Raw genomic sequence first — 12,365 nt, forward strand, 5'->3', positions numbered from 1 at the left:
ATGCAGTGCCGTTGCGCGATGGCCCGGCTCGCGCATCACGCGTATACGCTGCTTGCGACGCCATCGCCGGCGACATCGTCGATCGCGGCCCGCAAGTCGTCGATCGCGACCATCAGTTCGCGGACCTGCCGCAACGACGGGTATTGATTCAACACGGCATGCCATTGCGGCAGTGTCAGCAGCGCGTGCCAGATGACGCCGAGACCGCCCCGATCGGCATCCGGCTGCCGCGCGAGCACGCTGGCGTATTCGAGGCTCGCCTGCGCCGACAGCAGCTGCATCCGGCTCGCCGCGCCCAGCAGGCGCGGTGTCGCGTCCGCGGACGCATCGCAGCAATAGAGCACTTCCGTTTGCAGCGCTGCCGCGTCGGTCGTCAACGCGCGGAGCGACGCGCCGTGCACGCGCACCGTGCCCTGGTGCGTCTCGAACGCGTAGATCGTGTCGGGGTCGGCCTGCGCGAGCAGGTTCAGGCCGCGCAGCAGCCGCGGCAAATCGGTTGTCGCCGCATCGGCCGATGCCTTCGCTTCGACGAGGAAGCGAACGTTCCATGCCGGCGCCGATTCATCGCTGCGCGTGCGTTCGAGCAGGATCGCATCCCATTCGGTTTTCGCGCGGTCGTGCCGGCCCGGTATCGATGACGGCACGCGCATCGATGTGACCACACGATATGTGCGCCGCTCGTCCACGGCTTCGAGCCTGCCGGCCAATGTGTCGAGCACTTGTGCTGCCAGCGCCTCGACGGCCGCGCCGCGCTGCTGCGACGCGGCGCCCTGTGCAACCGCGATCGAGCTGCCTTCGAGCGGGCCCTGGCGCACCCACAGCGCGCGGTATCGACGCACATGCTCATCCGACGCCAGCGCATCGAGACGCAGCAGGCGTTCGAGCGCCGCACCCTCCTTCAGCTTGACGATGTCCTGTTCGAAAACGGCGTCGGTCGCCATGTCGGGTAGTGCGAGCAGATGCTGCAGCGTGGCATGGAGATCGGCCCACGACGCGGACGTTGCGGCCGCGTGCAGCCGCGCGAGCCCGTCGCGTTGCCACGCCTGTGCGCTGCGCTCGAGCTTGGCCGGGTGCGCGATCGCGTTGACGGCCGAATGCAGCGCGCGCCGGTCCTGCTCGGCATGCGCGTGCAACGACGCATATTCGCGCACGCTCGGCGCATCGTGCCGCAGCACCGCGGCCTGAAAGGCCGGGTCGCCGGATTGCGTATCCATCGCGTCGCGGATCATCCGTGCGAGCGCATCGACGAAGCGCTGCTGCAGTTCCGCGCCGGGAGCGCGTCCGTCGCTCCGCAACCGGCGCGCTTCCTCGATCGCGATTGCAAGGGTGGCGGCCGGGTTCGCGGCTTCGGCCGGTGACGATGCGCTGTCGAGCGGCGGCAGCCGGTAACGGCGAGCGACGGTACGCAGGACTTCGTCGAGCAGGGCGGGAAGCGGTGTCAGCGACATGGCAGGTATCGGGGTGGAAGCGGTTCGCGTGACCGGGGTTCGGGCCTGCCCGCACGCCGTGTGCAGATCACGCCGTCAACGTCACCGACAAACTGCCGAGCTCGCCGAAGCGGACCGTCAGCGCATCGCCGAGCGGCACGTCGATCGCGCCCGCGTACGAGCCGGTCGTCACGATCTGGCCGGCACGCACCGCATCGCCGCGCGATGCGAGGAAATTGACGAGCCACACCAGCGGCTTCAGCGGATCGCCGTCCGGATGGCGGCCGTCGATCGTGCGGTTCAGCGCACCTTCGAACGACAGCGCCAGCGTCGCGAGCGGCACGCTCAGCCCGTCGTGCACGACGGGGCCGACGCACAGCCCCTGGTTGAATTGCCCGTCGGCCAGCAGCTCGAACTTCGACGCGCGCGCCGGCTCCGCATAGCGGCAGCCGAGCACCTCGAGCACGATGCGCACTTCGCGGATCGCGTTGCGCACGTCGTTCTCGTCGTACGGCTCGCCGCGCGCGGGCAGGTCGCGATCGAGCACGAACGCGATTTCCGGTTCGATCCGCACGATCGGCCCGCCGACGACGCGGTACGGCGCATCGGCTTCGCGGATCGTCGACGCGAAGATCGGCGCGAGGATCACGCGGTCGGGCGGCGGCAGCGCGCATTTCCATCCGCCGACGGGTTCGCCGAGCAGGTCGGCGACGCGCTGCTGGATCGCCAGCGCGGTGTCGACATCCTCGGGACGCAGCGCATCGGGCAGCAGCGGGCCGGGCGAGCCGGCATGGCGGGCGGCGACGAGATGCTGGGCGGCGCCGTCCACGCGTTCGGTAGTCGTTGTCATGTCGGTTGAGCGAGTTGAAAGTGAACCGGCAAAAAGGGCCGGACGAAGGTCGAAGCCTTGATGATAGCGCCTTCGGCGCGATGATCGCTCGATCCAGCCGCGTATTGGCGGCCCTCGGGATATCCGCCGGCGGCTCGACTCATTCCGGCGCGTGCGAGTCGGGCACGTTGTGCGACGCAATAGGGCAAGCGCTTTCCCGCGTGAATCGAACGACGGGAACCGAGCGGGGCTTTCCCGGGCGGCGGCGCCCGCGTCGCCGGGTCGCAGGTCGGATGCCGCGCGGCTTGATCGCCGTCAACGACCGAACCTGTCGTCGGCCGATGATGGCGACATGGCCGCGTGCGATACGGTGCGCGGCAGTTCACCCCAGCGAGGTTCGCATGTACGAGAAGATCATGGTGGCCGTCGACGGCAGCGCTTCGTCGAAACAGGCGCTTGCCGAGGCAGTGAAGATGGCACTGGCGGGCGACGCGCACGTCAGCGTCGTGTATGTGGTCGACAAGTCGGTGCTGTTCACTTACGCGGGACGCTTCGACCCGCATGCGCTCGTCGAGGAAATCCGCGACGACGGGCGCAAGGTGCTGCGCGAAGCCGAACAGATCGTCGCGCTCGCCGGTGCGAAGGGCGAGGCCGAACTGGTCGAGACCGAAAGCATCGGCGAGGACATCGCGGAACGCCTGCAGCGTTACGTGAAGGAGCGCGGCATCGATCTCGCGGTGGTCGGTACGCACGGGCGGCGCGGCATTCGGCGCGTGCTGCTCGGCAGCGTCGCCGAGCGCTTCGTGCGCGGCTCGAAATGCCCGGTGCTGCTGATTCGCGGCGACGATGCCGACGTGTCGGCCGCCGCTGCGGCGTAACGCGGCGCGCGCGATGATACGCCGCCAGTACCGGATCGTCGTCGCGGCGATTGCCGTGTTCGTATCGCTCGCGGGGATGATGGCGGTCGTGACCGGGCTGCTGTTCGACGAAGCGATGGCGTTGCGCGGCGGCGCCATCGCGTTGATTGTCGGCGTGGCCGGCTTCGTCGTGATGCTCAATCCGGGCGCGAAAGGCGAGGAGTGACGCGGGCGTGCCTGGCCGGCTTCTTCCGGTCGACAGCGCCGGACAAATCCGGCAACCGTTTCACGAAAGACCGGCGATAGCGGCTGCCGCGCCGGCCTCGTTGCTTCGCGCCGCCGTACCGCGCCGTTACTCGGTTGACTCCTTTGCGGTAACCGGCGCCTTCGTGCCGTCCTGCCCGACCTGGATCTCCAGCCGCTTCAGCGTTTCCGCCAGCTCCGCGTTCTTCGGCTGAATCTTCCGCGCCTGCGCGAACGCATCGCGCGCGTCATCCTGGCGGCCCAGTTTCCAGAGCACTTCGCCCTTGTGCGTCAGGCCGGTCGCATAGGCTTCGCGCGCGTCGCTGTCGTCGCCGCCGTCCTTCGCGAAGATCGCGATCGACCGGTCGAACCACGTGAGCGCTTCGTCGTTGCGGTCGAGGCGATACAGCGCCCAGCCCTTGCTGTCGAGCGCATACGCGTCGTCCGGTGACTTCGCGAGATGCGCGTCGATCATCGCGAGCCCGCGATCGACTGCGATGCCCGCGTCGGCGAGCCGATAGCCGATGTCGTTCAGGCGGTCGTCGGGGATATCGCCGAGATCGAGCACGGCGGCGACGCGGCCCGCGTCGTGCCCGGCGATCGCGAGCGACAGCAGCTTGGTGACGATCTGTTGCCGCAATTCGGTGCCGATCCGGCTGCCGTTGGCCACCAGGCTGCCGAGGTATTGCGTGTACAGGTCCGGTGTGCCGGGGGCGTTCGCGCTGTTCGCGATGGCCGCGCCCGGGCCCGCGCACCAGTCGGTGTCGGCGGATCCGGCCAGCATCCCGGTGTAGAGATTGATGGTCCGCGGCGTGCGCGATTGCGCGTAGTAGGTATAGCCGTTCGCATCCGAATAGCCGCACGCCAGATATTCGTTTTCCACGTCCAGTACATACGGGAAGTGGCCGAGCGGCTCCTTGCCGGATGGATCGACCAGCCGGAACGATTCGCCCATGTCGCCTTCGCCGACGATCGCGTTGAACACCCACTGCTTCTGCGGATGAGACTTCGGCAGCCGGATCCTGACGGTGTGCCCGGCAGCGTCGGTCGTGCCGAAGATCACGCTGTCGTGCTGGTCCGGCTTGGCGGGCAGGCCCGCGATGACCTGGCCGGGCAGGAACAGCCGGTACCGTGCATTCGGCAGCGGCTGGTGCGTGACGGGGTCGCGCAACACGAACTGGTGGACATAAGCCCCTTTCCCCAACGACGCCGTCGGCGCGATGTAGGTGCGCGCGTGGGCGGCGGGCAGGGCGGTGCAGCTCAAGGCCGCGGCAACGAGCGCGGCGAGAAGGCGTGATGTCATGAATGTGCGGTTCTTGTATGTAAGGTTGTTGTTGACCGACGGCCGGACAGGCACTGAACAACCTGCGCAAGCTTCGATAAACAACGGGCCGCGGCCCGCGAATCCCGATGCCGATTGCCGGATCGTCCAGCGCAATTCAATGCGGATTCCGCCCGCCGCGACGTGACGCGTGGAAGCGGCGGACGGGTGACACGCGAATGCAGCGAGCAGCATAACAGGCGCGTGCCGCGCACTCGTGCCGATCGACACGCCGGACGCCGCGCGCCGCATATCCGGCCGCGCGTGCTTCTGTCAAACTGGCGCCCATGAAACCGCGCCTCGCTTTACCGCCTTCCTCCGATTCCGCGCCTGCGCCCGCAGGCTTTCCCGACGCCGACGAACTGGCCGCGCTGCGTGCGTGGTACGCGGGCATGACCGTGCGCCAGGCCGTCGAGCGCTACCTGCCCGATCGTCTCGGCGATGGGCGGTCGGCGCGCGGCGTGATCGGCGGCATTCGCCGTCGCCTCGTGCGCGTCGCGCGGCAGGCCGGCCGGCCCGATCTCGCTGAACGGCTCGGTCATCCCGACGGTGAGCGTGTGCGGGAGGCGAAGGCCGCAACCGAAGCGATCGGCCTGCTGCGCCATGCGCGCGTGCCGGTCCCGCAGATCAGCGACGACGTCGGCCTGTGGCTGCCCGCACGCGCGGTCGCTGCGCTGCGCGCGCGCGGGATCGCGACGCTGGCCGATCTGACCGTGCGGATTCCGCGCCGGCGCCAGTGGTGGAGCGCGATTCCGGGCCTCGGCGTGGCCGGCGCGCGGCGCATCGAGGCGTTCTTCGCCGCGCATCCGGACCTGACCGAACGGGCGCGCGCGCTGATCGCCGCGACGCCGCGCGGCAGCATCGTGCCGTGGGAGCAGTTGAAGCTGCCGCACGAGGTCGACGGCTCGGCCGGCACGTTCCGCGCGCCGCGCGCGACCAGCACGCTCGACGCGGACAACGATTACGCGGCCGTGCACGCATGGCTGTCGCTGCACGAATCGGCCGCGACGCGGCGCGCGTACCGCAAGGAGGCCGAGCGGCTGATCCTGTGGGCGATCGTCGAGCGCGGCCGCGCGCTGTCGTCGCTGACGACCGAGGATGCGGTCGCGTATCGCGCGTTCGTGCGGCGCCCGACGCCGCACGAACGCTGGGTCGGGCCCGTACGGCCACGCGGCGCGCCCGACTGGCGGCCGTTCTCGGGCGGGCTGTCCGCGCGCTCGGCGGCGTACACGCTGTCGGTGCTCGGCGCGCTGTTCCGCTGGCTGATCGAGCAGCGCTACCTGCTCGCGAATCCGTTCGCGGGCGTCAAGGTGCGCGACACGCGCGGCGTGAACGCACTCGACACGTCGCATGCGTTCACCGAAGGCGAGTGGCTGCTGGTCCGCACGATCGCCGACGGGCTCGAGTTCCGCAAGGAGGCGTCGTCCGGCTGGACGCCGGCCGCCGCGCAACGGCTGCGCTTCATCCTCGATTTCGGCTATGCGACCGGGCTGCGCGCGAGCGAACTGGTCGGCGCGACGCTCGGCGACATCGAAACGGATGCGCACGGCGACGCGTGGCTGAAGGTGATCGGCAAGGGGCGCAAGGCCGCGCGCGTCGCACTGCCGCCGCTGGCGCGCACGGCGCTCGATCGCCACCTGGTCGCGCGCCGGTTGCCGGTTACGCCGATGCGCTGGCGGCCCGATACACCGCTGATTCCGAGCCTCGCGGAAGACGACGGGGCCGCGATCACGAGCGTGCGGCTGTGGAAGGTGATGCAGCGCTTCTTCGCGCAGACGGCCGATGTCGTCGACGCCGATAACCCGGCGCTCGCGCAGAAGCTGCGGCAGGCGAGCCCGCACTGGATGCGTCACACGCATGCGACGCACGCGCTGGCGCGCGGGGCGGAGTTGACGACGGTGCGCGACAACCTGCGGCATGCGTCGATCTCGACGACGTCGATTTATCTGCATGGCGACGATGTGAAGCGGGCGCGGCAGATGTCGAGTGCGTTTGCAGCCGACAAGTAGGCGGAATGCGTGGGGGCGTCGCGTTTGCGCCAGTTTTTTGTGAAGCGCTAATGGACGATTCACCGGGCCGCAACGTAACTGTCAGGTGTGTCAGGAGATTGTTGGCCGGGAAGGCACGCCCGCCCGTGCGCGAATGCGCGATCGGTCGACGGATGGATGACGCGCCGCAGCGTATCTGCGGACAAGACGGAACGGTCCGTCGCAAACGACGGTCATAAACTTTTTCACCGGGAGCAGCGAGATGGCATCGAGCCAGGGTACGGTCGATTTCATCGTCGAGCAGATGGCGGCGGCCGGCACGGTATCGGCCCGCAAGATGTTCGGCGAATACGGCGTCTATTGCGACGGCAAGATGGTCGCGCTGGTTTGCGACGACCGGCTGTTCGTCAAGCCGACCCCCGAAGGCCGCGCGTATCTCGGCACCTGCGACGAAGGCCCGCCGTATCCGGGCGCGAAGCCGCACCTCGTCATCGCCGGCGATCGCTGGGACGACCGCGAATGGCTGTCGGCGCTGATCCGGATCACCGCCGCGCAATTGCCGGTGCCGGTGAAGCGAAGCCGATAGCGGCGGTGCGCCACGCGTAACCACGCGTAACGCCGTGCAGCGCGCAGGCGTATTCTGTGACACATGCGTGCGACCAGCGCGCGCCCGGCGGGAGCACAAGAATGGAGACATCCAAACATCCGCGCGGCACGTGGCTTGCCCGTCGCGCCTGGCACGCGCTCGTCGCGGTCCTTTGTGTCGGCTGGAGCGCGCTGTCGTTCGGCGCGGAAGGTCTAGGCGGCGCGGCGGCGCTGCTCGACCGATACCACAGCCTCGGCGCGCAACTGAAGGACAACGCGTTTCACCGGCCGCTGACCCTCGAATCGTCGGAGGCGTCGTCGTCGCTGAAGGGCGACATCTACGCGGTGGTCGACTATCCGTTCGCGGTCGTGAACGGCCAGCTCAACGATTCCGCGCAAGGCCCGGCGAACTGGTGTGCGGTGCTGATCCTGCACCTGAACACGAAGTACTGTCGCGCATCGAGCGACGGCAACGGCCCGGTGCTCGACGTCAACGTCGGCCGCAAGATCCAGCAGAAGCTGTCGGATACCTATCGCTTGCAGTTCCGCTATCGCGTGGCGGCCGCGACACCCGACTATTTCCAGGTCGACCTGACCGCGGACAGCGGCCCGATGGGCACGAAGGATTACCGGATTGCGCTGGAGGCCGTGCCGGTCGGCGCGTCGCGCACGTTCCTGCACCTCACGTATTCGTACGGCTTTGGCACGGTCGGCCGGATGGCGATGAAGACCTACCTCGCGACGGTCGGCAGCGACAAGGTCGGGTTCACGGCCGTCGGCGACGCATCGGCCGCGCGGCCGCAATACATCGGCGGCGTGCGCGGGCTGCTGGAGCGCAATACGATGCGCTACTACCTCGCGATCGACACCTATCTCGCGACGCTCGACAAGCCGCTCGACCAGCGCCTCGCGCGCTGGTTCGACGCGACCGAGCAGTATCCGCAGCAACTGCACGAAGTGGAGAAGAGCGCGTATCTGCAGATGAAAGCGCAGGAGGTGCAGCGGCAGCAGGCGGCGCGGTAGGCGGCGCCTGCTGCCGGGTTGCCGCTCAGTTCGACGCGCCGCCGACCGTGCGGATGCTGTGCCACTGCCCCTGTTCGACGCGGAACAGCGTGTAGGGCGGCTTGATCAGGTCGCCGCGCTCGTCGAACGAGATCTTCCCGGTCACGCCGGTGACCGACACGCCCGGCAGGCTCGCGACGATCTTGCCGCGATCGACCGAATCGGCCTTGCGGATCGCCGCGATCATCGCGAGCGCCGCGTCGTACGCGAACGGCGCATACAGCTCGACGTCCTGGTTGAAGCGCGCCTTGTAGCGCTGCGCGAACGCGACGGCGGACGGCAGCTTGTCGAGTGCGGGGCCCGGTTCGAGATCCTGCGTGCCTTCGCCCGAGTTGCCGGCGATCTTCAGGAATGCGTTGCTTTTCAGCGCGCCGGCGCCGAACAGCTGCGCGCGGATGCCGAGCGAGCGCATCTGCTTGACGAGCATCGCACCCTGTTCGTCGAGCCCGCCGAAGAACAGCAGGTCGACGTTATTGCTCTTCATCGTCGTCAGGATGCCGCGGAAATCGACAGCCTTGTCGTTCGTGTATTCGCGGTCGACGACGCTGCCGTGCGCGTCCTTCACGCCTTTCTCGAACGCGTCGGCAAGCCCCTGGCCGAACGCGGTGCGATCGTCGATGATGCCGATCCGCTTCGCCTTCAACTGCTCGACCGCGAAGCGTCCGGCCACCACGCCGCCGACACCGTCGTGCCCCATCGTGCGGAACACGTTCTTGAAGCCCTGCATCGTCAGTTGCGGATTGGTCGAGCCGGGCGTGATCATTGCAACGTTCGCCTGCCGGTAGACGGCCGACGCGGGAATGCTGCAGCCCGAGTTGTAGTGGCCGATCACGCCGACCACGCCGTCGTCGACGAGCTTCTGCGCGACCTGGATCGCAATGCGCGGATCGGCCTGGTCGTCCTGCACGTCGAGCGCGAAGCGCACCGGCTTGCCGCCGATGGTCGGATGCTTCGCGTTCTCCTCGTCGAGCGCGAGCTGCGCACCGTATTGCAGATCCTTGCCGACGCGCGCGACGGGCCCCGTCAGCGGGCCGGCGAAGCCGATCTTGATGGTTTCCGGGTCCGCGGCCTGCGCGGACGCCGTGACCGTGCCGATCGAGCAGACGGCCAGCCAAACCAGCCAGTTACGACGATTCATGATGCCTCTCCTTGCAGTGGTTGAAGTCGCGGCGCGCGTCGGAATCGCGCGGCCCGGTATGGCGTGAGGTCCAGCGGCGGTGCGCGCTGGGCGACGAGGTCGGCGACGATCCGCCCGGTGATGCCGGCGAGTGTCACGCCGAGATGCTGATGACCGAACGCGTGGATCACGCGCGCGCTGGCGCGCGCGCGGCCGATGACGGGCACGCCGTCCGGCAGCGTCGGCCGGAAGCCGAGCCAGCTGTGCGTCGGCGCGCCGAGCGACGGCACGGCTTCGCGTGCGGAACGCGTGAGCAGCGCGACGAGCGAGCGGTTCATCGGGGCGTCGAAGCCGCCGAGTTCGACGGTGCCGGCCGCGCGCAACCCTTCGTCGAGCGGCGTCATGTAGAAGCCGCGCTCGGCCCAGCCGACCGGCCGCGTGACGATCCGCTCATGCGCGGCGAACTGCACGTGATAGCCGCGCTCGGTATCGAGCGGCACCGCGTCGCCGCACGCGGCGGCGAATTCACGCGAGCGGGCGCCCGCGGCAATGACGACGTGATCGAAGGCGCGCACCAGGCCGCCTGCATGCACGTTCACGCCGTCGCCGACGGGCTCGATCCGCTCGACGCGCGCGTGTTCGAGCGTCGCGCCGCCGGTGGCCAGATGCGCGAACAGTTCGCCGAGAAACCCGTGCGGATCGGAGAAAAACCAGCTTCCGACGAACAGCACGCCGCGCGCGAAGATCGGCGCGAGCGCGGGCTCGAGCCGGCGGATCGCGTTCGCGTCGAGTAGCTCGAACGGCACACCGAGCCGGTGCCGCAGCGCGAGCGACGGCTGCGCGGCGTCGAACGACGCCTGCCGCGCGTACAGGTACAGGCATTCGCGCGGCCGCACGAACGCCGCGAGCCGCGGCGGGGCGAGCAGCGGCGCATAGCCGTCGGCGGCGCGCGACAGCAGCGCGGCCAGCGCGCTCGCGCTGCGTGCGTGGCGCGCGGGCGTCGAGGCGAGCAGGAACCGCGCGAGCCACGGCGCGCCGTGCAGCAGGTACGGCCAGCGGATGCGCAGCGGGCTGTCGGCGGAAAACAGGAAGTGCGGGATGTTGCGGAACACGGACGGGCCGTTCACCGGCACGCAGCCGTACGGCGCGAACGTCGCGGCGTTGCCGAACGACGCGCCGTGGCCGACGCCGGCCGGATCGAACAGCGTCACGCGATGCCCGTCGCGTTGCAGCCATGCCGCGGCGCCGAGCCCGATGAAGCCTGCACCCACGATGGCGACGTTCGCCATGACGCATTCCCTCCGGCACACATGGTTCACACAAAGTTGCGATTAAGAATCACACAGTAATTTTTTGTGTGCAATCAAAATGCGATTGTGTGGCGCCAGTGTTTACCCGATTCCAACTGGCTGATTCGACAGACTTTTCCGATGAAGTTTGACGGAGAGGGGATGTCATATACAATCGCTGGGCAGGTCAAAATGACAGACAAACGCTTTTTGTGTGGTCACGGGCGATAAATGGCATCAGACAAACTTTCCGGCGAGCGCGACGGCGGCGCGCCGGTGCAGGCGAAGCGGCCGACTTATGTCGAGGTATCGAGCTCGATCGAGGAGGAAATCCGCAACGGCACGTATCCGCCGGGCAGCCGCCTGCCGCCGCAGCGCCAGCTCGCGACCGAACTCGGCATCAACGTGTCGACCGTGTCCCGTGCCTATAAGGAACTGCAACTGCGCGGGCTCGTGATCGGCAGCAAGCGCCGCGGTTCGCTCGTCACCGGCGGCGCGATGCCGAGCATCGCGCCGGCCCGTGCGTCGCTCGCGGCGGGCAACGGCGTGATCGACCTGACCGTGAACCGCCCGGCGACCGGCGAATTTCTCGCGAGCCTCGCGCAGACGTTCGGCACGCTGCCGAACGACCCGCGTTTCGCCGCGTTGCAGGAATACCAGCCGCCGCAGGGGCCCGACTGGGCACGCGCGGCCGGCGCGCGGTGGCTTGCCGCGCCCGGCTTCGCGCCGTCGCGCGACCAGGTGGTCGTCACGAGCGGCGCGCAGCACGGGCTGTATGCGGTGCTGAACAGCCTGATCGGCACCGACGGCGTGATCGTGGCCGATCGCCTCACGTATTACGGGCTCAAGGCGCTCGCGCCGGTGTTCCAGTTCGAGATCGTCAGCGCGCCGGCCGACGACGACGGCCTGCTGCCCGACGAGATCGAACGGATCTGCCAGCGCATGCCGGTCAAGGCGATCTTCGTCGTGCCGAACCTGCAGAACCCGACCGTGACGACGATGAGCCTCGCGCGCCGGATGGCGCTCGTCGACATCGCGCGGCGCCATCACGTGACGATCATCGAGGACGATGTATACGGCCCGCTCGTGCGTGACCGGCTGCCGGCGATCGCGGGGCTGTGCCCCGAGCTGACGTTCCATATCGGCGCGACGTCGAAGATCCTCGCGCCGGGGCTGCGCCTCGGCTACCTGAGCTGCCCGCGCGACAGCGTCGCGCTGTGCGCGGAAGCGGTGCGCACGACCGCGTGGATGCCCGCGCCGATCTCGATGCTGATCGCGACGGTATGGATCGAGGACGGCACCGCCGAGCGGATCATGGCCGCGCAACTCGCGGAGATTCGCGCGCGCGTCGATCTCGCGCGGGAACTGCTGCCGGCCGGGCAGTTGAAGTCCGACCCTGCGTGCATGTTCGTATGGCTGCGGCTGCCGCCGCCATGGCGTGCCGACGACTTCGCCGCGAACGCGAAGGCGCGCGGCGTGATCGTGATGCCGTCGTCGACGTTCGCGGTCGATCGCGCGGAAATCGAGCACGGCGTGCGCATCAACCTCGCGTGCCCGGCCACGCGCGACGAGCTCGTCAACGGGCTGCGGATTCTGTCCGGCACGCTGAAGGACCGGCCGCGCGCGCTGTTCGGCTCGATCTGACGG

At 68.8% G+C, this 12,365-nt stretch carries 11 protein-coding genes; 6 read left to right on the plus strand and 5 right to left on the minus strand.

Annotated features, from left to right (window positions below; all coding sequences use genetic code 11):
• Positions 1 to 35: 35 nt before the first annotated feature.
• Complete coding sequence (locus JYG32_RS33910; RefSeq protein ID WP_213268014.1) at positions 36 to 1,448, minus strand: 3-deoxy-D-arabino-heptulosonate 7-phosphate synthase; 1,413 nt, start codon at positions 1,446 to 1,448, stop codon at positions 36 to 38.
• A 67-nt stretch (positions 1,449 to 1,515) separates the two neighbouring features.
• On the minus strand, positions 1,516 to 2,277 hold the full coding sequence (locus tag JYG32_RS33915; protein ID WP_213268015.1) for a 2-keto-4-pentenoate hydratase: 762 nt from the start codon (positions 2,275 to 2,277) through the stop codon (positions 1,516 to 1,518).
• Positions 2,278 to 2,657: 380 nt separating this feature from the next.
• Here JYG32_RS33915 and JYG32_RS33920 point away from each other — a divergent pair, with 380 nt between their 5' ends.
• Both JYG32_RS33920 and JYG32_RS33925 read left to right on the plus strand, forming a co-directional pair.
• Positions 2,658 to 3,134: a universal stress protein gene (locus tag JYG32_RS33920; RefSeq protein WP_174383145.1), complete on the plus strand. Its 477-nt coding sequence runs from the start codon at positions 2,658 to 2,660 to the stop codon at positions 3,132 to 3,134.
• 13 nt (positions 3,135 to 3,147) lie between these two features.
• A complete protein-coding gene (locus tag JYG32_RS33925) occupies positions 3,148 to 3,339 on the plus strand; it encodes a DUF2964 family protein (RefSeq protein WP_213268016.1) in 192 nt (63 codons plus the stop codon).
• A 126-nt stretch (positions 3,340 to 3,465) separates the two neighbouring features.
• Here JYG32_RS33925 and JYG32_RS33930 read toward each other — a convergent pair whose 3' ends face one another.
• The gene (locus JYG32_RS33930) at positions 3,466 to 4,659 is read right to left on the minus strand and encodes a tetratricopeptide repeat protein (RefSeq protein ID WP_213268017.1); all 1,194 of its coding nucleotides are present in this window, start codon (positions 4,657 to 4,659) and stop codon (positions 3,466 to 3,468) included.
• Between the two features lie 305 nt (positions 4,660 to 4,964).
• Between JYG32_RS33930 and JYG32_RS33935 the strand changes: the two genes are divergently transcribed.
• The 3 genes from JYG32_RS33935 to JYG32_RS33945 all read left to right on the plus strand — a co-directional run bounded on the left by JYG32_RS33935 (position 4,965) and on the right by JYG32_RS33945 (position 8,273).
• On the plus strand, positions 4,965 to 6,686 hold the full coding sequence (locus JYG32_RS33935) for a site-specific integrase (RefSeq protein ID WP_213268018.1): 1,722 nt from the start codon (positions 4,965 to 4,967) through the stop codon (positions 6,684 to 6,686).
• 241 nt (positions 6,687 to 6,927) lie between these two features.
• Complete coding sequence (locus tag JYG32_RS33940; protein ID WP_174383149.1) at positions 6,928 to 7,251, plus strand: TfoX/Sxy family protein; 324 nt, start codon at positions 6,928 to 6,930, stop codon at positions 7,249 to 7,251.
• A gap of 101 nt (positions 7,252 to 7,352) precedes the next feature.
• A complete protein-coding gene (locus JYG32_RS33945; RefSeq protein ID WP_213268019.1) occupies positions 7,353 to 8,273 on the plus strand; it encodes a hypothetical protein in 921 nt (306 codons plus the stop codon).
• Between the two features lie 25 nt (positions 8,274 to 8,298).
• Here JYG32_RS33945 and JYG32_RS33950 read toward each other — a convergent pair whose 3' ends face one another.
• Together JYG32_RS33950 and JYG32_RS33955 are read right to left on the minus strand one after the other, a co-directional pair.
• On the minus strand, positions 8,299 to 9,450 hold the full coding sequence (locus JYG32_RS33950; protein WP_174383151.1) for a branched-chain amino acid ABC transporter substrate-binding protein: 1,152 nt from the start codon (positions 9,448 to 9,450) through the stop codon (positions 8,299 to 8,301).
• Positions 9,447 to 10,718: an NAD(P)/FAD-dependent oxidoreductase gene (locus JYG32_RS33955; protein WP_213268020.1), complete on the minus strand. Its 1,272-nt coding sequence runs from the start codon at positions 10,716 to 10,718 to the stop codon at positions 9,447 to 9,449. Before JYG32_RS33955 ends, JYG32_RS33950 begins: the two co-directional genes overlap by 4 nt.
• Before the next feature lie 231 nt (positions 10,719 to 10,949).
• Here JYG32_RS33955 and JYG32_RS33960 point away from each other — a divergent pair, with 231 nt between their 5' ends.
• Positions 10,950 to 12,362, plus strand: a complete 1,413-nt coding sequence (locus JYG32_RS33960; RefSeq protein ID WP_174380842.1) for a PLP-dependent aminotransferase family protein — start codon at positions 10,950 to 10,952, stop codon at positions 12,360 to 12,362.
• The last annotated feature ends 3 nt before the right edge of the window (positions 12,363 to 12,365 follow it).

The organism is Burkholderia pyrrocinia (assembly GCF_018417535.1).
Classification (GTDB): Bacteria; Pseudomonadota; Gammaproteobacteria; order Burkholderiales; family Burkholderiaceae; genus Burkholderia; species Burkholderia pyrrocinia_E.